The sequence below is a fragment of the Psychromonas sp. Urea-02u-13 genome (genome assembly GCF_002835995.1).
In the GTDB taxonomy this organism is placed as follows: Bacteria; Pseudomonadota; Gammaproteobacteria; order Enterobacterales; family Psychromonadaceae; genus Psychromonas.
This window is the reverse complement of the sequence record NZ_PJBZ01000063.1, coordinates 1-21,983: the sequence shown is the minus strand read 5'-3', so window position 1 is coordinate 21,983 and position 21,983 is coordinate 1. Positions and strand designations below refer to the sequence as shown.

At 36.2% G+C, this 21,983-nt stretch carries 17 protein-coding genes and 1 pseudogene; 3 read left to right on the top strand and 15 right to left on the bottom strand.

The window, feature by feature from the left end; translation table 11 throughout:
* The gene (locus CXF74_RS11325) at positions 1-621 is read right to left on the bottom strand and encodes a TetR family transcriptional regulator C-terminal domain-containing protein (RefSeq protein ID WP_101082555.1); all 621 of its coding nucleotides are present in this window, start codon (positions 619-621) and stop codon (positions 1-3) included.
* 231 nt (positions 622-852) lie between these two features.
* Here CXF74_RS11325 and CXF74_RS11320 point away from each other — a divergent pair, with 231 nt between their 5' ends.
* Positions 853-1,857, top strand: a complete 1,005-nt coding sequence (locus CXF74_RS11320) for an ornithine cyclodeaminase (protein WP_101082554.1) — start codon at positions 853-855, stop codon at positions 1,855-1,857.
* A gap of 80 nt (positions 1,858-1,937) precedes the next feature.
* On the opposite strand, the gene CXF74_RS22865 is transcribed toward CXF74_RS11320, so the two are convergent.
* The 9 genes and pseudogenes from CXF74_RS22865 to CXF74_RS11280 form a co-directional block, all read right to left on the bottom strand.
* Positions 1,938-2,087: a hypothetical protein gene (locus CXF74_RS22865; RefSeq protein WP_269800768.1), complete on the bottom strand. Its 150-nt coding sequence runs from the start codon at positions 2,085-2,087 to the stop codon at positions 1,938-1,940.
* Between the two features lie 62 nt (positions 2,088-2,149).
* Positions 2,150-2,836 (bottom strand): annotated as a pseudogene (locus tag CXF74_RS11315) (glycine betaine ABC transporter substrate-binding protein).
* A 240-nt stretch (positions 2,837-3,076) separates the two neighbouring features.
* Positions 3,077-5,170: a methyl-accepting chemotaxis protein gene (locus tag CXF74_RS11310; protein WP_101082553.1), complete on the bottom strand. Its 2,094-nt coding sequence runs from the start codon at positions 5,168-5,170 to the stop codon at positions 3,077-3,079.
* 328 nt (positions 5,171-5,498) lie between these two features.
* Positions 5,499-6,251, bottom strand: a complete 753-nt coding sequence (locus CXF74_RS11305) for a siderophore ferric iron reductase (protein WP_157822389.1) — start codon at positions 6,249-6,251, stop codon at positions 5,499-5,501.
* A 40-nt stretch (positions 6,252-6,291) separates the two neighbouring features.
* Positions 6,292-8,385 (bottom strand): TonB-dependent siderophore receptor, encoded by a 2,094-nt coding sequence (locus CXF74_RS11300; protein WP_101082551.1) that lies wholly within the window; start codon positions 8,383-8,385, stop codon positions 6,292-6,294.
* A gap of 157 nt (positions 8,386-8,542) precedes the next feature.
* Positions 8,543-9,439: an AraC family transcriptional regulator gene (locus tag CXF74_RS11295; RefSeq protein ID WP_101082550.1), complete on the bottom strand. Its 897-nt coding sequence runs from the start codon at positions 9,437-9,439 to the stop codon at positions 8,543-8,545.
* A gap of 482 nt (positions 9,440-9,921) precedes the next feature.
* Positions 9,922-10,632 carry a DUF1266 domain-containing protein gene (locus tag CXF74_RS11290; RefSeq protein WP_101082549.1) on the bottom strand — a complete coding sequence of 237 codons (711 nt, stop codon included), beginning with the start codon at positions 10,630-10,632 and terminating at the stop codon, positions 9,922-9,924.
* A gap of 5 nt (positions 10,633-10,637) precedes the next feature.
* Positions 10,638-10,904: a hypothetical protein gene (locus CXF74_RS11285; protein WP_101082548.1), complete on the bottom strand. Its 267-nt coding sequence runs from the start codon at positions 10,902-10,904 to the stop codon at positions 10,638-10,640.
* Positions 10,905-11,423: 519 nt separating this feature from the next.
* Positions 11,424-12,620 (bottom strand): EAL and HDOD domain-containing protein, encoded by a 1,197-nt coding sequence (locus CXF74_RS11280; protein WP_198552838.1) that lies wholly within the window; start codon positions 12,618-12,620, stop codon positions 11,424-11,426.
* Between the two features lie 267 nt (positions 12,621-12,887).
* On the opposite strand from CXF74_RS11280, the gene CXF74_RS23015 reads away from it, so the two are divergent.
* Together CXF74_RS23015 and CXF74_RS11275 are read left to right on the top strand one after the other, a co-directional pair.
* A complete protein-coding gene (locus CXF74_RS23015) occupies positions 12,888-13,025 on the top strand; it encodes a hypothetical protein (RefSeq protein ID WP_332870271.1) in 138 nt (45 codons plus the stop codon).
* 607 nt (positions 13,026-13,632) lie between these two features.
* Positions 13,633-13,833, top strand: coding sequence for a hypothetical protein (locus CXF74_RS11275; protein WP_101082546.1), 201 nt, complete (start codon positions 13,633-13,635; stop codon positions 13,831-13,833).
* 457 nt (positions 13,834-14,290) lie between these two features.
* Here CXF74_RS11275 and CXF74_RS11270 read toward each other — a convergent pair whose 3' ends face one another.
* From CXF74_RS11270 to CXF74_RS11245, 5 genes are all read right to left on the bottom strand, one after another.
* Positions 14,291-15,484 carry an NnrS family protein gene (locus CXF74_RS11270; protein WP_101082545.1) on the bottom strand — a complete coding sequence of 398 codons (1,194 nt, stop codon included), beginning with the start codon at positions 15,482-15,484 and terminating at the stop codon, positions 14,291-14,293.
* Between the two features lie 25 nt (positions 15,485-15,509).
* The gene (locus CXF74_RS11265; RefSeq protein ID WP_101082544.1) at positions 15,510-15,953 is read right to left on the bottom strand and encodes an Rrf2 family transcriptional regulator; all 444 of its coding nucleotides are present in this window, start codon (positions 15,951-15,953) and stop codon (positions 15,510-15,512) included.
* A gap of 582 nt (positions 15,954-16,535) precedes the next feature.
* Complete coding sequence (locus tag CXF74_RS11260) at positions 16,536-17,372, bottom strand: hypothetical protein (RefSeq protein WP_101082543.1); 837 nt, start codon at positions 17,370-17,372, stop codon at positions 16,536-16,538.
* A gap of 134 nt (positions 17,373-17,506) precedes the next feature.
* On the bottom strand, positions 17,507-18,088 hold the full coding sequence (locus tag CXF74_RS11255) for a hypothetical protein (protein WP_101082542.1): 582 nt from the start codon (positions 18,086-18,088) through the stop codon (positions 17,507-17,509).
* Positions 18,089-19,193: 1,105 nt separating this feature from the next.
* On the bottom strand, positions 19,194-21,200 hold the full coding sequence (locus CXF74_RS11245; protein ID WP_101082540.1) for an MORN repeat-containing protein: 2,007 nt from the start codon (positions 21,198-21,200) through the stop codon (positions 19,194-19,196).
* Between the last annotated feature and the right edge of the window lie 783 nt (positions 21,201-21,983).

The window sequence follows — 21,983 nt, the reverse complement described above, 5'->3', positions numbered from 1 at the left end:
CTAAATGTTGGCTAACGAAATAGATAGAATTGCAGATGCACTGTCGATACCGATATTGACGAGTTCATTATCTTTGAATTTGTATGCTGCCATGCTGCCTTCAAGCCATAATCCATCTATTAAGGCATTGATTTTTATAGCAAGTATTTCACATTCATTATGATCAATTATGATGTTTTCGGTAGCTAATGCCGCGCTAATTAAGGGAGCTAAAATTTCAGTTGTTTTGGCATATTCATTAGTACGAATGGTTGCCATTTCTGGATCGATATAGGTCATCGGTAAGAAATTGGCCCACAACAATACCGTGCGTGGTGACACGATTGGCGCTGACAGCGTCGCTTGAATAAAGTGCTGTAATCGAGTTTTGGCACAAATGTCCGGGTTGTTAATTTCAACACGGGTATTAACGTACATTATTTCGAGTAATGCGGAATAGGCTTCACGGAGCATTTCATCTTTACCGGAAAAGTAAAAGCGGATCAGACCATTGGTGACATTCGCATATTCAGCCACATTACGTACTGTGGTTTTTTGTAAACCTTCGTTAGCAATGCAATCAAGTGTCGCATTGATTAACTCTTGTTTACGGTTTTTACCTTTAGTTCCTTTTGCTGGCATAGGCAGGTATTTAATCCGTATTTAAGTATAAGGGTAGTCTTACGAATCATACCTTTAGGGGATGATGCTGGCAATTTTAAACTTAGATGATGCAAACCGATACATACAAAAACTATGTATCTCACAATTCAACGTATTAGATAAACCACTCATTGATTTTTATAATCATGATTGTAATGGAAAAATTCGATTTTTCTCTTTTACCTTAAACAGAATTTTAAAAGGATTATCATGATTGTTTTAGAGATAAAAGATATTAAAGCGGTAATTGCGAAAGTGGGTTACAAAGACTTTTTTGCACAACTTAATGATACATTAACTGAAGATTATAAAAATTGGCACGATTTTGATAAAAGCCCGCGTACGGCCAATCATGTTGAAGATGGTGTTATTGAATTGATGCCAATTTCAAATGCGGAAATGTATTCCTTTAAATACGTCAATGGCCATCCCAAAAATCCAGCACAAAATAAAATGACGGTCATGGCGACTGGCCAATTATCATTAACTGAAACGGGCGAACCGCTGATGTTTTCAGAAATGACGCTACTTACGGGCTTCCGTACTGCTGCGACGTCAGCAATGGCAGCGAAACACTTAGCGAAGAAAGACTCTGAAGTATTAGCATTAATCGGCACTGGCGCACAGAGTGAATTCCAATTCTTAGCGTATTCGTTCATCTTTAATTTAAAAGAAGTACGTTTCTTCGATACTGACCCTGCAGCCATGCGCAAATTTGAACAGAATATGGCGCGTTTCGATATTCGCCTAACACCGTGTAAAGACGCAAGAGAAGCGGTTCAAGGTGCTGATTTAATTACCACATGTACTGCAGATAAGAAATATCAAACCGTATTAACCAAAGATATGATCGACAAAGATGTATTTATTAACGGTCTTGGCGGTGATTGCCCAGGTAAAACAGAAATCGAAAAAGAATTAGTAGAAAGCGCAACAATTGTTGTTGAATTCCTACCGCAATCGCGTGTTGAAGGTGAGATTCAACAACTCGGGCCTGATTTTACATGTACAGAACTACACGAAATAGTGAAGGGTGAGAAAACTCTAAACGTCGCGACAGACGGGACTATTCTGTATGACTCTGTTGGTTTTGCACTGGAAGATTACTCGGTATTACGTTTAGTCTATAAGCTTGCTAAGCAACATAATATCGGCAGCGAGATGAAGTTAATCCCTGAATTAGATGATGTGAAAAACTTGTTCTCTCTATTATAAGGGAACGCTCGCTCAGGCTACTGTTGTTCGTTAACCTGAATTTGGGATAAGTGATTAAAATAAATTAAATACTTGTCCCACTATCTAAACTTTTGACAAGTCGGTGGTATCCAACTCCGCCAAAGCTTTTGATTATTATTGAGCCATCTATCGGCTGCTTTCTGGTAAGTCATTTTATCAGAATTTACAAATGCCGTTATTTCAGAAAGCATTGCATTACTAAAATTTATATTTTTTAAGGTATCGAAAGCACACGGCCATTCATCAGGGAAATTGATTGAAGTTATTTTTTTTAACCAGCCATTTTTAGGGTTACCACAATCCCATAACCATTTTTACTCTCTCCCCATTTTGGCATCGTTTCACATGCAGGAGTATACTCAGGGAACTCGATAAACTTTCCATCATAACGAGAATCAACCCAATTTGGAGTCCAATTAAATAATACGATAGGCTGTTTTACTCGCCATGCTTTTTCCAGTTCCTGCCATAATTCATTCGCATTTTCGACCTTAATCATAGTAAAATCTAAATTCAATGCTCTAATTTTAGCTCTATCGTGTTTCTCCCAAGGGCCTCCAACGTAACGACCTTTGGGAGCTGTTTCATGTGTAGCAAATAACTCGGCGCAACTATTTAATGCTTTCCAATCGGGTAAACCTGGACATAATTCCTCAACATAAGTCGGATACCACCACTCCTCCCTAGTGACGGCATCGTGATTTCCTGCATCAATAATTTGATTTTTTTCAAGTAATATAGTGAATTTATTTGCCATTGCACCTTCTCACACTTCAACTTGAACATGTGCTTTTAAGGTCTTTAATCTAAACCATTGATCATTAGTTTTAGACCCTACATATTCCACCCTGTAGCCTTGCTCTTTGAATATTTCCCCTGTTATTTTTGCTAGAACAATTTGACTAGACCAGTCATTAATAATTATTTTAATTGATTTTTTATTTTTAGTAATAGCCATTGAAGAGTGAATGAAGACTGTCGATAAAAGACAGCTAATAGTGATCGCCTTAAATTTCCCCCACTTCATCATTTGATTACCCCCCTGCATTGCAGTTCAATGTGCACACAATAAAAATTTATTACCAAAATAATCTGCGTCGAAAGGTTCAGTTCATCACCTATTGTTAATGATTAGGAATAATAGGCAAGTACAAATATGCACTAGTCTCGATGACAATCGAGACTAGTGTTAACAAGTTTAAAGTTTAAACTTGTTAAGTTCTTGATGTAGCTCAGCGGCTTTATTTGTTAACTCATTACTGTTTAATACTGACGCCGTCATACTATCCATCGCATCTGTTGCCGTGTCATTGATGATCACAACATTGCGGTTAATCTCCTCTGAAACCGAACTTTGCTCTTCGGCGGCAGAGGCAATTTGAGCATTCATGTCATTTATCACTTCAATCGCATGGTTGATTTCAGTTAGCGCTACATGCGCAGATTGGGTTTCTTCTTTGGTTTCCACTGCTTGTTGCTGGCTTTCTTGCATTAATACAACAATCGATTGAGTTTCTTGCTCTAGCCGAGCCAACATGGTGCGAATTTCTTTGGTTGAACTTTGAGTACGAGTCGCTAAGCAGCGTACTTCGTCAGCAACAACGGCGAACCCACGTCCTGCTTCTCCGGCACGAGCCGCTTCTATAGCCGCATTTAGTGCAAGTAGGTTGGTTTGCTCTGCAATTCCTCCGATTTCGGTTAAAATACTTTGGATAGCTGCACTGGACTCTACTAAGTGATTAGTTTGCTCCTTAGCATCATTTACTTTGGTCGCTAGCTCACTGACTGCTAATGCCGCGTTATCCATTCGAGCCATACCACTTAAACTATTATTTTGTACTTCACTTGCGGCCGCAGAGGCCTGTACAGCGGAGTTTGCAACTTCTTGTGCAGTCGCACTCATTTCATTTATCGCAGTGACTAAAGAGTTTACTTCGTTCGCTTGAGTATTTAACTTGTCTTTCGAGCTTTCAGCGCGTTGTTGGCCTTCCGTTGCAATTTTATCTACCTGAACAGAGGTATCCATAACGGTGCATAACATCTCTTGCATATGGCCTAAAAAAGTATTGAACCAGTGCGCTAGCTGAGCACTTTCATCTTTACCTTTTACTTCAATGCGGTAGGTTAGGTCTCCATCACCTTGAGCAACATCTTTAAATCGTTCGACAAGGTTCATCAATACTTTACCCAATGAACTCGCAACCATGCTCATTACACCAATACCCAACAACACAGCAATGACACCGGCTAGTACACCTTGCTTAATCGCTTCGACGTTTTGTTCACCACTCCAGTTTTCGAAAGCGATGACGCTTTGAGTTAACTTACTTGTTGGCACTAAAACCATGACAATCCATGCAGCACCAGAAGTATCAACTGAAGTCACTGCATATTCATCATTACCGATGGTCACCATACCGATATCATTTTGCGTCGCTAATGATTGTATTTTTCCCCATTGTGATAAAAGCTTACTTGATACTTTCTTACCCACATCGTCGCTTCGCTTGCTATGGGCAAGTACAGCACCTTTCCATGATGAGATAATAATCGTCCCTTCACCATCAAACAGTTCTTCAGCCAACGATTCACTCTGACTTTGTAGTTCAATTAATGATAAATCAAATCCTAACGAACCAATGATCTTGCCATTGAGTTTCAATGGCTGGCTAATAGTAGTAATGAGCTCTTCTGCACCACGTACTGAGTACATATAAGGTTCCATTACAAACGTTTTTCCTGTTTCATAGGGCATTAAATGCCAGTCATCGGTTCGCTCACCGTTATTATTCAATTTACTGTTGGTAAAACTTTCCATCGCAACCATGTCAAAACTGTCATTTGCATTAGGAAAGAAGAACGGTGCGAGGTAACCTTTGGTATTGATCGCTTTCACCGCTCCAATTTCGCTTTCGATGGGCCATGTTTTTTCTTCCCACACCATATAGCCCGCGAATACCGCTTTATCTTGCGCTTCAAGAGCTGCTATAAACTGTTTAACAATCATTTCCGCGCTCGATTGCGATTCTGCACTCAATTCAATGATAGAGCGGACTTGATCCAAGTTAGCCAATACAGGAAATAACTTATTCGCAATAATTTTTCCTTGTTCAGAGGCAGTAGATCGCAAATTTAATCTAGTTGCGTCTGTTAATTGAAATTTTACTTTTTCGGTTATTTCTTCGTTTACTTTAGTAAATGCGTTGGTTGTCATCCCCATTGCTATCATCAAAGTAAACGCCATTGCTAACCCAGAACTTACTGCAATACGTGTTCGTATCGTTTTAAACATCAGTTTTCCCTTATTTTTGCATAATGTTGTTATAAAAACTTAGTGTAGTTATTTACCCGTTAAATCATCTAATTAAACAATAAAATTTTCCTGTTTGTTTTATGGCGCATAGTTTTAAATGGAATGTACGGATTAGGCCTCATTGCTATTGACTTAATCATTTTTTTATATGCATACAAATGTCATCTATTTTATTTCCCAAATCGTATGTCTCTAAAGCGTCTCCATTAGTAAAAATTGGCTGATTCGCTAATTTCCGAAAGTGAACATAGTAGTAACTGATAGTTGAGTCTGTCATTTTTGGTTAACCGCCATTAATTTAGGATCTTTATCGGTTACTATTTTTATGTGCTTTAGGACAATCGGTACAGAGTTTCTTATTAATTTTATCTGCTAGGCAACAGCTTGTTCTGATAAAGTTGATCGGTTGATTTTCTTTAATTGTTAGAGAGTTAATCAATTTTTCCGGTAAATCCATACTGTTAAGCCATAATGCTGCATCTGATAATACTGATTGATCATTAAAGTTGGGATTTATCTCTTTTACTTTAAGTAAATTCCCTAATATTAAGTCTGCAATAAACCGACCTGCATAACCCGGACGACAACGTTCTAATGAATCGAATTGAGTTCGATAATGTTCAAATAATACTTTTAGTTGAATCGCTGCGAGAGGGATCAGTTGCTCAGTAGAACCCGCTGTTAATTCATCTCGTTGAAATATAAAGCCAACAATTGCATTATGCTGGCGTTGCTGTTTAAACCCGGTGAAATCTGGTAACCGTTGTAAACCGTAAATGCTAATAAAGGTAATGTAGATAGGTTGCCAACAGAGAAGGTGCCAAGTGCGTGCTTTTAAGTAATCATCGCCCGCATTCGGGTGTTGTTTTGTTAGATCATCCCTTAGCGCTTGAATTGTTAAATAGTCTTGGGCATGACCAATAAGCCATTTATTATTAATCTGCTGTGATAATGGGGAAGGTGAGTTTTTTTCAATTTTTCCATCTAGATAGGGAATAACCTCCCGGCATAGATCTAATATTGAAGTTAATTCATGTGCGTTTTTTGAAGTATCAGTCATAGTCATAGTCAAAAAAAGGCGGTTTTCACCGCCTTTCAATTTAGAATGTATAATTTACTTTTAATTCAACACTACGATCAGCATTGTTCCAACAGTTACCTTCGTCATAACAAGCGTAGGTGTCAGCATCAAATAAGTTACCCACAATCAGGTTGGCTGTTGCCCCATCTAACGACGGTAATGCATTACCTAACTCATAGCCAATTGACAAATCAACAATGGTGTAATCAGGCACCATGCCTTGAGTATTGGCTGCGTTTTTTTGCATTTCACCGACATAACGAATACCACTACCGATATGGGCACCATTTAGTACACCTTCATCCGCGCGGTAATTTACCCATAAACTTGCTGAATGTTCAGGGTTATATATTGGAGTCGTTCCGTCGAATAAAGTATCTTTTGTTACTTCAACATCTAAATAAGTATAATTCACAGAAAGGTCTAATGAATGTGTTAGCTGAAACTTGCTGTCAAATTCTACGCCTTGTGATGTAACTTCACCTATTTGTAGGTAGCTAAAAGAACCAGAACCAACAGTCTCAGGGTCCACGGTAACAACATTTGATTTCACAATATTAAACAAAGCAACTGAACCTGAAATAGATCCATCATCTGCCATATATTTTAAACCAAGCTCAACTTGTTCACCTAATTCAGGCTCAAAACCAGATGTATTTAATGGTTCAAAGCTGGTGGCATAGCTGAGGAAGGGTGAGATTCCATTTTCAAATTCATATAATGCACCAACGCGGTATGAAAGGTTCGCTTCATCTGTTTCATAAGCCGTTCCGTATGACGTGCCATCGGCATTGAATTGATCAAAGCGTAAGCCAGCGATAACGATTAAGCTCCCCCATTGCAGTTGATCCTGTGCATATACACCTACTTGTTTACTGTGGATATCATCATCAGAATAAGCTGTTTTTGTTAATGAGTTGGCATCAATCATATTATTATCAGGTGTAAAGGTATTAAAAGTAGAGACACCGTGCGTTGCATATTCAGAATTACCATCTAATTTTTGGAAGTCAGCACCGATTAATAAACTATGGTAAACATCGCCCGTTGCTATATTGGCTGATAATTGGTTATCAAAAACAAAACCTTGAGCGCTTTCTTTTGTAGAATAAAGTGCACGACCTAAATCACCAGTGGCTGGATCATAATTGTAGATGTATGAATTTTTTTGCTCAAATTCACCTTTCATGTAGTTAAAATTTTGCATAAAGGTCAGTGTGTTATCGAATTCATGCTGAAGTTTATAACCTGCTAATACAAACTCACGCTGTGTTTCATTCCAATTTTTATCTCCAACAGAATAACTACTGTCATTATCCAGTAATACCGACTCTGGCATTGCAGTGTTATTACCTATTTGAGGATCGTTCTGATAATACAAATTCACATTTAATAATGTGTTGTCGCTGATATTCCAATCAATAGAGGGGGCAATTACATAACGTTCATTACCAGACAATGAAGTTTGTGTATCATATTGACGTGCTAAACCGATCAAGCGGTAATTTAAATTGCTGTCACCAATTTGCCCGGTAGAATCAATAGAAAACTCTTTTAAATCGTCTGTGCCTACAGAAGCGCCAATTGTAGTCTTATTTTCTGTTTGTGGTGTCTTCCCAATTAAGTTCACCATCCCACCAGGAGGCATCGCGCCATATAAAACTGATGTAGGTCCTTTAAATACCTCTACTTGTTCAAGCGCAAAGGGATCAACTTGTGGTTGTAGATTCCAGCCAGATAATGATTGCAGGGAGACACCATTATAATAACTCTGATTAACCTTAAATCCTCGGATATTAAATACATCTAAGAATGTAGCTTCTGAGCCATAGCCATTAGTCGTAATACCTGGTGTATATTTTAATGTTTCACCTAGGGTTTTAACGCCTCGAATTTCTAGCTGCTCCCTTTCAATTATATTGATTGCTTGTGGGGTTTCTTCGGGCGCTAGTACTGTCTTTGTTGCAGTATTTCGATAGGTCTTTCCTTTTACCGTTATAGTGTCGATGTTTTCTAACTGTGAGTTCTGCTCTCCTGCGATTACAGTGTAAGGGGTAGCAATAGCTACGATAATTGAAAGTGAAAGAATTGATTTATGATAGTGCTTGTTCATGAGTACCTCAAATTATTTAACAACCCATTGGTTAATGGGAATCATTATCAAATGGATTCTAAGGTACTACTTACTTAAAAAATTAACAATTTGGGGCATATTTAAGATTAATTTAAATAAAACTATTTTTTGAAGGCATTTTTACTCGTAGAGATCGTTATATTGACTTACGTTGAATTGGTACCCAGCATTCCATTGTTGATTCGTTACTGTGAATATCAAAACCAGCTTGATACATCTCTAAATCAAAACCTTTAGCAGATTGATAATCTGATTGTGGCAGCCAAGTGGAAAGGAACCATTTCAAAGTAGCATCAAGATGAGTAACTACCCCTGTATGAGGAATAACCGCATAAGTTTGTTCTGGTATATATAATAAATTTTCTGCTTTTAAACTGTTAATTTTTTCAGTATTTACTCTAGCACCAGCCCAATAGAGAGTTGATAGATGATTGTTATTTTCTCTTGTATCAACAATACCCATAACGGGTGTTTTAAAAGGAGGTTTAAGCCCTGTAAATTTAATCATTTTTTGCCAAATAATCGGTATAGCATCGCTATAATTGGGTTGTTTAGAGAATAAACCTTGTATCTCTCCGCAAACACCATAAAAATGAAATCCTTCAATATGTTCAAAGCGTATTTGTAATAATATTTTTTTTACTTCATAGGCTTGGTGTATTGGCATTGCTGACGCCAATGGTATTTTTAAACCAATGCGTTGACCGCGTTTTCGGTAGGTACTAGGAGAGCATTGAAAAAGTTGTTTAAAAGCACGATTAAAACTAACTTCAGAATTAAAACCACAATTCAGTGCGATATCCATTACGCGATCTTTACTTAAAATAAGCTTTTCAGCTGCGATACTAAGCTTGATTTCACGGACATATTGAGCCACTGTTTGATTTGTTTCTTTGAGGAAGGTGCGTTGCAACTGCCAGCGAGACCAGCAACTTTTTTGGGCTAATAGTTCGACGGTTAAAGGGGTATCAATGTGAGCATGTATGTACTCAAGAATACGCTCTATTCTTGTGAAATGGGCGCTTTCTTTCATTTTATATGTTTTCCTTTTTGTTAATTAATGAGTAATTATCCTGCTACTCACATGTATAAAGTTTCGATGAACATCCTATATCTGATGATCAGTTAATTTTATATAGTACCCGAAATTATGCTCACTAATGAACAGTTAGCAGTATTGAAAATATACATATTAGTTCAAAAATACAAGAATAAGAAAGCCTAGTAGCTTAGTAATAATGGCCACTCATTTGTAGTTTTCTGCGGCGAAAAGGGGACGTTGTACCCTAGGGAATTCACTGCAACAGGCAAAAAAGGCCACCATTTAGGCAGCCTTCAGTTGTGTGTTTAACGGGTATTACGATAAATGCAGAGCATCTAAGTCGCTTACGCCAAAAGCGAGTTAGTAACTTACAAAGAGTTGCCAATTTTAGTTATCGGTAACACTTCTGAATTACCTTGTGAGTAAAAAAATATGAGTATCACCGATTAGCATTCTTATTATTCTCTCTAGATCTACTTAAAAGGGAATTTTGTATATACTGTTAAGAACTCTTGCTTTCCGAGTAAGTTTTTTCCACTCAAAAGTTGTTCAGACTCTATAATCACATCTTCTAAAGAAAACCCTTGCATCGTTCTTCCTAGAAGGAAAGATATTGTGTAATTTTCCCAAGTAGAACCTAAATTTTGTGCCACTTTAACCCCTTGGTTAATAAACTGCCAAGACTCTTCTTCTGAAAGGTAACCACACCAAAAACACCATTTAGTTAAGGATATTGACCTACAAATATCCCAAGAAAATGTTGAATCTGTAAGCTCTACTATTTCTATTTTTAGTTTTAATCCTTTTGCTATCTCCTTTTGAATCTTTATCAAATCGGAAGAAGATACTGGTAAATAAGAATCCAACTCTTTACTGCGATCTAAAGAAATTAAGGTACTAATTCTTTCAACTGCTTCTTCTTTGCTTGCAATGTCCCAAGAATCTTTAAGTCCTTTTATATAGAGGTCGATTGAACCTTGTGGCTTCATTTCTAAAACATTTTCGCCTCTATGAAGCGATAGAATAGCACCAAAGACTAAAGCATTTTTCTCGTTTCTATTGAGAGCTTTAAGGTTTTTAAACTTTTCTAGTTGTTTTTTCTTTCTTTTACTTGCGTAGGCGAGTACAAAAGTGATGTATAGCGTAAAAATGAGGCCTATTCCACCAATAACATAATAATTCATTATAATTAGATCCTATTCCTTAATTGTTGTATTCCTGAAATAAGAGCAAATATTCCCAAACTTTCAAATAGTGCTAAAATGAGATATTTCCCACCAAAATCGTATAAATATTGATATGCTCGTTTCATTTTTACTGGTATTCCTGCTTCTTCTTGAATTTTCATATCAAAAAAAACATAGAATCCGACTATAATCAATGCCGCGCCTAGAATAGGTACCCATATGTTGTTTTGCTTTTCTAAAAAACTTTCGATTTTTTCGATTGTTCCCATATTTCCATATTCCCTTTTTACAAATTCGACCTTATGATAATTATCATAAGGCACTACTAACTTAAAAAATTAACAATTTGGGGCATATTGAAGATTAATTTAAATAAAACTGTTTTCGAAGGAATTTATATTTGTAGAAATCGTTATATGACTTACGTTGAATTGACACCCTGGGGGCAGAGGGGCAGGTCTTTCATTTTGTGTTTTTAATAATCAGCTACGACTCTAGTGAATATTTGTCGCACTCCAAAACACGCAATGAAGTGATTGTTAAAGCTTATCAGTCAGGAGGGGACACAATGAAAGTGATTGGAAAATATTTCAAAATACATTATTCAGTAGTAAGCCGGATTGTAGCAATAAGTGAGATAGTGCAAATGAAAGGCATGACCCTATTGGTCTCGGATTTGTAGCTTCTCACTCGGAAAGGGACACAGAGCGAGTTAGAAAAATGAAGACTAATTCTAAATTTGTGGCCAGATTTATTTGACCACTACACCCCATTTCATCTAAACAGTCCTAAGAAAATAATTCGTCAGTCAAACTTAACGAATCTTGATAACATCCAGCCAAATTTATTTTCGTCAAACCCAAATAAAGACTCAATTCTTGAACTACATCCCAATCAGCTTTTTCATATGCCATAACCAACAGTAAAAGCTTACCCAATTTTCCATCTCTAAAAAGTAAAGCTAATTTCACTTCTTCATCGAAAGATATTTTTTTCAATATGACATCAAATGGTTGATCTAATATGGAATCTAATAAAGAAAATATCCCTATCAAAAAAGCTTTGCCTCTTAGTTGCTTATCGTTATTCATGATCAACTCACAAAAATGTGCCCTCTGAATCGATAAACGATACAAAGCCTCAGGTTTACCTTCTTGTACGGATGAAATAAGAATAAAAGTTACAAATTGTCGTAATTTCTTTTCGCCTAAATAAGAAATCGCTTGACGAAATGAAGTGATTTTGGCAATTATATTTGAAGATGAATTAACAAGTAGAAGTAATTTATATGACAAAGCTACATCAGATGTAATAATTTTTTCTACTGCAGAATAATCAATTTGATCTTTCGATATTATATTTGCTAACTCAGTTAAAGCGACAATAGATGAATAAATAACCTGTTTCTTAATAACTTTGGGTTTGCTAAAAAAATATCCTTGAAAATAATCAAAACCTGCATCAAGAGCATCCTGATATTCATCATAAGTTTCAACTTTTTCTGAAAGAAATTTAATATCACTGTTAATAAATCGATTAATAAAGGGAATACATTCTTTAATAGAAATTAACGTTGTATCTAATTTAATAATGTCTACAAATGGAAAAAATCGTTCCCATTTTTTAGCGGGGATAAAATCATCTAGCGCAATGATATAACCATCATTTTTTAAAGATTCAATTTGATTAAAAAGTATATCGCTTGCTTCATAACTCCCTAAAATTTCGATGACCATTTTATCTTTGGGAAACATCTTAGGAATTTCGCCAAGAATACTTTGATAAGGAAAATTAATAAACCCTAGCTTATTGTCTAAAATATTAGATGCGGAGGAAAAAAAATGTTCGGAAAAAAGCTGAATTGTATCGGAGTCATTATCAACGAGAGGATAGGAATTTTTTACCCCTTCCTTAAATAAGAATTCATACGCAATTAAGTTTAAATTCTTATCTAATATCGGTTGTCTTACTACATCCCCAAACATAAAGGGTTCTCCTGAACTAAATGATAACATCCATTAAATTAACGCCATACGTGACTTTAAAAATGGAAAAAGTCATGAGCTAACCTTATTTTTCATCGACAAACAATAAATAAATCGAACAAGATAATGCCATTATAAGAGTTTATCATTTGGGTTTGTTGCTGGATAGATTAAAATATGAGTAAAGTTTTAGAAGATATGAAATTAAGAAGGCGAGGTTTTCAAACAGAACTAATAAGTGGAGTAATGGATTAGCTCTGGCGAGTAATAGCTCAAGATGGTGATGAGATTGATATTTTAGTTCAGAGACGAAAAGATAAGAAGACTACAATGCGGTTCTTTCAGCGCTTATTAAAGGGTGAAGCAACAACACCGCGAAGGTACTGTCAACTTAAGTTAAAATAACAAGTTTATCTATGGAGTGCGGTTTATTTAATATCTATACATCAATAGGTTACCTTTAATTCCGAGTTGTTTTTGGTTCAAATTTCGTTGATTTTACAATACCTGTTAATACTATAAAACCAAGTGAATTTTGAATGATTTGTATGACAGCTTTAGTGTTGTGTCTAAGTGGTTTTGGCCACTATTTTATAGTTTCTAAAGCGCTTTTGGGGGCGGTAGTGACTTAGCTTTGTAACTCGCCAAGGGGAACAAAATTTCAGATAACAGTACGTTACATGAGTGGATAAAATTACTGTACCATTTCACCCGGCTAATTTAAGATTGCACAACCACGTACTATTATTATTTGTAGTAGTAAGATAAAATCAGTTGAGAAAATGACAGGCTATTAAAAATAGTCACAACCATGCGGTGTTTATATCTATTTTAAAATAACTACTTTAAAATATTTACGCTAGTACAGACCGTGTATGAGGAACTATAATAGTTTAGTGCGTAATCAGTCTATTAAGATTAACCTCGCTGTCGCACCTCAGACTGATTTGTACACCATGTGTTATCCCCTCTATGGGACAACTATTTCAACAATATAAGGAACCAACTTAATATGTCAGGTTTAAAGAACCAAGAAAGTAACCCGAACAGTGAACTAAACCAACTCAAAGCCTTACTCGATCAGCCTACAGAAGATTTACCACTAATATCTCTGTACCGCATCAGATACCTAGCGACTGAGCTTTCTATGGAAGCTGTAGTAACACATGCTCAGCAGATTATTGATAAGCGCAAACTAGCAATGTCAGAGTAATGTCATAGCAATAAACTGGCTAAGACATTAGCCAACACTGCTAGTTTCTAAGGCGCTTTGGGGCACAAAGCGCCTTAGGATTTTCCATTATTTACCTGATGAGATTGACTCCTTAATCCATAAAAGCTGTATCAATCAGGTAATAAAAAGTTAAAGGCTCGTTTAGATTCAGGTAATGAACTAAAAGAGAAATTAAAGCTATTAACTCAAATCTTGACCCCTCTCGAAATTTACTGAGAATATAAGGTAAAAAAATCCAGTCAATAAATATTGACCGGATTTTATTGGTTAAAAAAGCGAGTTACTCTTGCTCTTCTTTTGTTTCTTCTTGTTTCTTTTTCTCTTCATGGCCAGTACCGCCACATCCACCACAACAGCTCATTTTATTCTCCAGTTACTGTATTAAAAGTTAAGTATTAAACAACTTAAGGTGTGTTTAGAACCTTATTAATTTGTGCTAACACGCTTTAGGTTTGATTAAAAGGGGTAAATACAACACCACAAAACAACCAAAAGCAATCACCCAAAGTGCAACAGCCAATGACAATACATGACTGTAATTGGCAATAAAGTACAGACCAAATACACGCACGATAAATGCGAAAATAATAGCTACAAAAGCAATTTTCATGGTTTTTCCAACCACGATATTACGACCTGTATGCCCTAGTGATACACGTGAAATCATGCCTAAAATCATGGTTGCCATCGCGCCAATTGTTAACGTATGGATAGCTTGAGAATGACTGACCACATGAGTAATTTCAGATAAACCAAACATTAACAGACCAATCGCAATACACCAATAACTTACATGTAGTGACCACACTAATGGCGTTCTAAGGGTCACTAAAAACTTCCAACGATAGACACGAAATGCATGAATAATACTGGCAGCAATAAACAAACTAGCAACAATAGGCGCAGGTAACTCGATAAAACCAGACCCGACAATAACGGCGATTAAGATGCTAGTAATCGATAATTTTTCAAGTGTAGGAATCGCATCAACACGCGGTGTTTTTGTACCATTAGCTGTAAACATTGGGAATACACGTCCGCCCATAATGCACATTACTAAGGTGATTAATAACACCATAAAAGTGGATGCTTGCCCCATCAATATGGGGTTAAAAGTCGCGGCACTGTAATGTAACAAACCATTGGTGGTTGCCATCACCAGTAAAATAGGGATGAACAATAGGTTACGCCATAGTTTTGCTTGAATAATAGGTTTCGCTAAAGCGATCACAGCCAGTGGTAAAAAGGCCATGTCTAAAGCAATAATAAGACTATTTGGTAGTTGCTCAGGTAAGAAAAAGGCAATGCGGGCAGCTAACCAGACTAAGACTAATGCAGCTAATGCTTTACCATTTAAACTACGTATGCCACTCCAGTTTTGTACCGCGGTTAATAAGAAACCAACGATAACGGTGGCAGAAAAAGCAAATAACATCTCATGGATATGCCACCAAAGACTGCCACCGTATAAATTAATGTTAATGGAACCAGTCAAAACACCATTCCAAATAATTAAGCTCAGCATGCTAAAAATAGCGGCAAACAAAAAGAAAGGTCGAAAAGCAAAATCTAAAAATGGCAGTGCTTGCTGTTTATCTTTTGATTTGTTCGGATCTGAAATATTAAGCATTGTTTCTCCAAAAAATGGGGGGCCTTTACGACACATCCTGTATGAGCAATTCTGTTAACGTATTTTTGTATTGTCCGCCAACCAAATTTTCAAGAGTGTAGTCATCTAAAGTTTTAAAAAAGCTTTCTTGCGCTTGAGCAAATATTTTCTTTAGTTGGCAACTTGGCGTGATCACACATTGGTTATCTCCACCAAAACATTCTACTAATTTATTTTTATCTTCGATTTCGCGTACCAAATTACCAATATTAATTTCATTAGCAGCCCGGTTAAGTTTAATGCCACCATTCTTGCCTCGTATCGCTAATACAAAACCACGATGACTAAGTTGTTGCACAATTTTCATCAAGTGATTTTTAGAAATTGAATAACTTTTTGCAATATCATTAATCGTACTGAGTTGTTGATTATTGATGGCGAGATAAATTAATACCCGCAATGAATAGTCAGTGTAACGTGTGATATGCATGGCATTGGCCTAGTAACCTTAAAGATGCATCTATTTTACATCTTTAAGGTTGTGTGTAAATAAATTTATTAAGCAGCGCTGATTACTTGCTTAAAGAAGTGCTTAAAATAACGTGCTTAGATATGCTAAAAGGGAGGGGAACAACTGAATTTTTTTGCGTTTTAAATACAAGACATTAATTACAAATACTTAGCTCACGGTAGCCTCCAAGTTATGCGTTTAATGACTTTGATGTTAAGTAACGACTTTCTTTTACATAAATAACGGTTTCAATGTTAAAAAAAACAAACCACTTAAAATCAATAGTTAACTTATCAACATTAACCTTAAATAGCAGATGAAAAATTTTGTGTTTTTATGAATTTCTTTAGTATAAAACGCTTTTCCAATTTAGCGCTCTTTTCAAGCCTAGATAGCTAAATGAAGTGATTTGGTTTTTGTGATGTAGATCACATGTTTTTTGGTGTTGTAAGGTGCTATGGGGCACAAAGCGCCCTAGCGAATTTACAGCTAGACACAAAAAAGGCCACCATTTAGGTAGCCTCAATATTCATGTGTAGAACGGGTTTTATGGTAAATACGCTAGTCGTTATCACGCCAGTTAGGTGGTAGTTCACTGCCATCATTAGGTAATAAAAATGCGCTATACAGAATATCTACTTTATTAGTGTCAGAGTGCATAAAGTAATCATCATTATTAAAATCAACAAACTCAGGTGCCCAGAGTTCTCCGACTATGCTGTGTGGATAAGACATCACGTCATTACCAGTATTAGTATCAGTAGGTTCTTCATTAACTCCTAATACACGAATAACTTTGTGAATTAATAAATATTCGTTAAAACCATTTACATGTTCATTGGCAGTGAACGAATCTGTAGAGCAAACATATCCAGCATTGGGCTCGGGATCTTGTAAATATAATTCAATCACGTGACCACCATTGGTTGCTTTATCACCACATGCTAGGTAATGGGATCCTTCAAAGTAAATAACATATAATTTATCGGGATTATACCAGTCCGTTTGTTTTAACTTATCTACGATTTTGTCACGCATCCCCCATTGATATTGATGAAGCTCTGCGTTAGTTTCAGTCATAGGCCAATAAGTAATATCTACATCACCGTTATCTTGCAGGTCTAGCCTAAGTTGTTTTCCCGATATTCCGTAAAACCATTTATCAGCCGCAATAATTGATTTTTGAAGTTGATAGCTTTTATCTCTCTCTTTATCTTCATTCCCTGATGGCACAGCATAAACGATGTGAACTGTATTTTCGTATTGTGTTGGATCAGGCTGGTCTGTGGTTACTCTGGTATAAGAGGTGGCAAGTGTTGTATCTGGTGAACTAGAGCCATCTTCACTACATGCAGATAAACATACTACTGATGCGATTATTAACGATAATTTATTCAAACTTTCTCCTTGGAGTCACTTTATTCAAAGTGGCCATAATAAAAACCTCTCAACTATGTTGGATTTGATCTTGGATGAGAGGCTATATTATCAATTAACAGCAAGTGTCATTTTATTCATCAAAGCGCTTAGATTTACCATTCTATTTTGGCAGAAAACTCTGATAAACGCGCGTTTCCAGTATTGCATTGATCTGTTGAAATATACTTTCCACAAGAATTGGTAATTGCAGGGTTTGTGACTTGAGCCCGTATTTGCAATTCTACTTCACTTAGTTTTTTGCCATTTACGTTATTTAAAACCTTAAATCCTTCTACCGTTCTATTGGCACCACCACCTCGCTTGAATTCTATCGCATATTTATTTGCCCCTAAAAACTCCAATAGCATTGAATAGTCTGCAACTAATTTAGCACTTTGAAATTTATAATTGATCGTAATTTTTTGTATTGTTGCGTTAGCTGGAGCGCCACTATAAGTAATACAATTACTAAGAGGTAGCTTAGGTTTAGGCTGACTACTGGTCCACCTATTAGGATAAAACCCATCTGTATATGGCATAGTTACATTGTATGTATGCTGACCATCAGGGCCATAATCACCTTGTAAAAAATTTCCATCTTCCTTCACAAGGTTTAAAGTACAAACTCCAGCTAAAACTGATGTAGATAAAAATGTCATAAATATTAGTGGAACCAAGGTATATATTTTTTTCATTGTAAAAATCCTTTCTTTGTTGATAGGTTTAATTGTTTTACTTTTATTGGCACGCCGACAAATATAAAATAAAAACAAAAAAAAGATATGAAAAACAAGCCTAAATTACACATTATGTGATAATCCCAACCTTTTTCATTCACAGTCAGTGAAAGAAAATAAATATTATTCTCCCAATAAATAGCATGTACAAAATGACTGTTATGTTAAATGGTCATTTTCCATTATACAAATAGCTGTTTCATCATAAAATCATTACGAACCACTTAAATTCGTTAGTTGATTGTTTAATATTAGCGATAAAACCGTAGATAAAAAAACAACATTAGTAGGCTGTTTTGTAAGCGTAAATGTATCATTCTTGTTTGGATGCCGTTCTAAGCCCAAATCATTATATTACTCGATCCTATTTTAATTATAATTATGAGTTCACATAATTATACTTTCCTCTATTTTATAGGTTTCTAAGGCGCAATGGGGCGATTGCGAGTTAGCCTTTACATCAACTCCTGTTAAATAACATTGTCATAATAAAAATAGTTGAGAACTTAAAAGTGGTATTGATTAAAGGCGCATATCTTCTTTAAACCACGCTGAAAACCGATTAAAATTTTTGTTTTTCCATGACCGATTTGGTGCAACAAGGTAATAATTATAAGTTGTACTCATTTCCTTGTCGGTTAATTTACATAACTGGCCATTGGCGATATCGTCTCTTACCATTTGGTGCCAACCCAACCCAAAGCGATGCCTTGTTTTAGCTTTGCGGCCAATGTTGTCATAGAAACATGACTAAACTGAATTTGACTTAACTGTGATATTTTACAGGCATTACCAGGCTTTGATGATAAAAGTCCTTTATCCAATGGTCCTTTAAATACCAGCGCTCCCGATAAACCCACCAGCCGATTGCAGTAATCATTATCGGTACAGTAGGGCATATTGAACTCAACATAGGTGAACCGGTGAACCGGTTAACTGCTTAAGCTGGTTCAAAGCTCGTGAAGATTTACGTTACCACTACCTACAATCTCCACAACATAGAGTAGTGGAGATTGTAGGTAGTGGTTTTATGGGTTAGAGATTAGAAGTTATAGGTAAGCTCTTACTGTATCGCGCTTAAAAAATCACTATCATTGATATAAAATGCGAAATCACCATCTTTTAAAAACAGTTCGGATTTTTTGTTCATTTTTCTTGCCGCTGTAATCGCTTTTAGCATTTCGGGTTTATTTTTACTCAAAGAATAAATACAGGCTAAGTTATACACTAGCGTTGCGTTTTTTGTGGTTTTTATATCGAAATCTACACTCAGTAACGCGTCGTGTAGCGTTGTTAATATAGCTTCATCTCGAGTGGCGCCATAAATAACGGCACCTTGGCTAGCGACGACTAATATCGCATATTGTGCCTGTCTATTAGTGCTGTCTTTAACGAGTGGGTGAATCTGTTTGTTATAAGCATTAAATTGCTCTTTTGCTGATTTAATATCACCGTGTTGAAGTGCGTTGACTAATAACTGCGGAAGTTTCATATTGATATCTGTCATATAGATATTTTTTCGATCTTCTCTTTGTAGCAATTCTTTTGCAACGAATAACAGTTCGTTAAAGGCGGCGGGATCTTTTTTCGCCTTTTCATAGTGAAAGGCTAATAATTTTTTTTCATCCTCTATCAACTCATGAATACCATTAGCACGTCGTGCTTCATCACCATCGTCTTTACTGAAATGAGGCGTTTGGCTAATAATGCTTTCATCTAAATAAAAGCGATTGCTCGCTGTTAATGTTGCCCATTTTATTGTTTCATCACTCTCTTCTTGTTTAACAGGGTTAATACATTGATCTTTTACTGCTGTTACCATTGCTGGGAATAGGTTCGTTTTGCTGTCTGTTGGCGTGTCATTTATCAGTAATCCCGCTGCCGTTAATTGCGCGTCAAATGTCTTTGGAAAACGACTTTTTTTAGTGTCATACGCTATTTGGAAAGTATCATTACTGCCAATTTCATATTGTGTTACCTGTAATTGAGAGACATTGTCGGTACTGCTCGTTTCAATACTGCCAAGGTAAAAATATTTCGCTTCTGCAGGGGAAAATAGGGGGATTGCATATGTTGATCGGCCGATGTTGTTATGTTGGGGTAGCAAAGGTCTAAATGTAGTGGGTGGTGTGTTGTCTTGGCTTAAAGCAAAAACTGGGGTATTGATGTCATCAAGGTTATAACCATTGATTGTGACAGAAATTTTGTTATCAAGACGGTTAAAGTAATACCCGTGTGCAAGGTGAATATTGTTATCTAATTTTGTTTCTATTAGTTGGATTTTGTTGGGTTGCTGTTTATTTTGTTCCCAGCTACCAGCAACCATTAAATTTAAAGACCCACCCATAAAGGTATAACAAAAAGTATTGTCTTCTAGTACATAAAGCTCTGAGCGTGTTTCGTTATTGCTGGTTTTATACAGACCTAAAAAAGCTGATTTATCTATGTTTTTTGGAAACCAAGCCTTACTGGGTAAAGTAAAGCTTGATTGTATTAGTTTGCCATTTTCAAAGGTTATATTTTTTATAAGGCCTTTAGACGTATAATAAGTGCCTTGACCATCTTGTATATTATCCTTCCATAAACCAACAATCTTATCACCACTCGGAAAGTTATATGTGCCTAGACCGTGCATTTTCCCATTTTTCCAGAGGCCTGTGTGTATTTCGCCATCTGCATATGTAGAGGTGCCTTGACCATGCCTTTCACCCTCTAACCATAATCCAACGTATTTGCTACCATCTGTTGATATATCAGTGCCTTGGCCGTCTTTTTTACTGTTTTTCCATAACCCGTCGTATTTCCAACCTGCTAGGCCACTAAAAACACCATGGCCATTCATTTTCCCGTCTTCCCATAAGCCTACATACTTATCGCCACCCGGCCATGTAAAAGTGCCTAAACCATTTTGAGTGTCATTTTTCCATTGTCCTACGTACTTTCGGCCATCGTCTGTAAGGTAAGTGCCTTGGCCATTCACGCAATCACCTGAAATACATTCAGCGAGTGCATATTGACTAAAAAAACAACTTGTGAGGCAGGCTAAGGATAATACTGTGAACTGTTTCATAAGAACCTATTGTTGAATATATATGGGGGGCATGTTTTTGACATGGTAAATTTTACATCAAATTATAATGGTGGGCTATGATAACCTTAGTGATCCATGACGGATAGCCATCATATAACTTGATGATGTTAATGTTGTTTTTTCGGATGTTGAAAATATAGGTTGAACTTATGATGGACGTTATATGTATTAGGTAGCATATTAGGTAAAAAGCGCGTAATAAGTATGCTGTCACTGGTAAATATTTCTACTTTGTATAAATCTTATGTTTTATAGTTTTTTGATAAGTGGGAATTATGGCTGATAAACAGAAATCACAAGTAACCAAAAAAGAACCAGCAAGCTCATCGCTTAAACAACAGAACAAGCCTCCACAGAAACGAAAAAAACTACGACTATTTTCAAAGATTAATATTCATGTGCCTATTGCACCGCAGGGGGGCAGGTCTGAATGGCACTGCATTAAGCCTAAAAGCTATAGATAATAGGCTTTACAAGGACAGAGAGAATTCAAGTTAACTCATTAAGTTCATGTTTTTAAGTTGATTTACCAAAGGCATTCAATTTAGTCTGATCTTTAATATCCTGAAAATATTGCGTTTATAGCTTAATGCAGTGCCATTCGGGGCAGGTCTTTCATCGTGCATGATTTAATATTTTAGACTAAGATTTTTGCACTCAATTTAACTGGGTGATACATGCATATTGTTTAATGAACAATCACTATCACCTATTGATAGAAGCACTTGATGCTAATTTAAATAAAGGCATGCGTCAATTAAA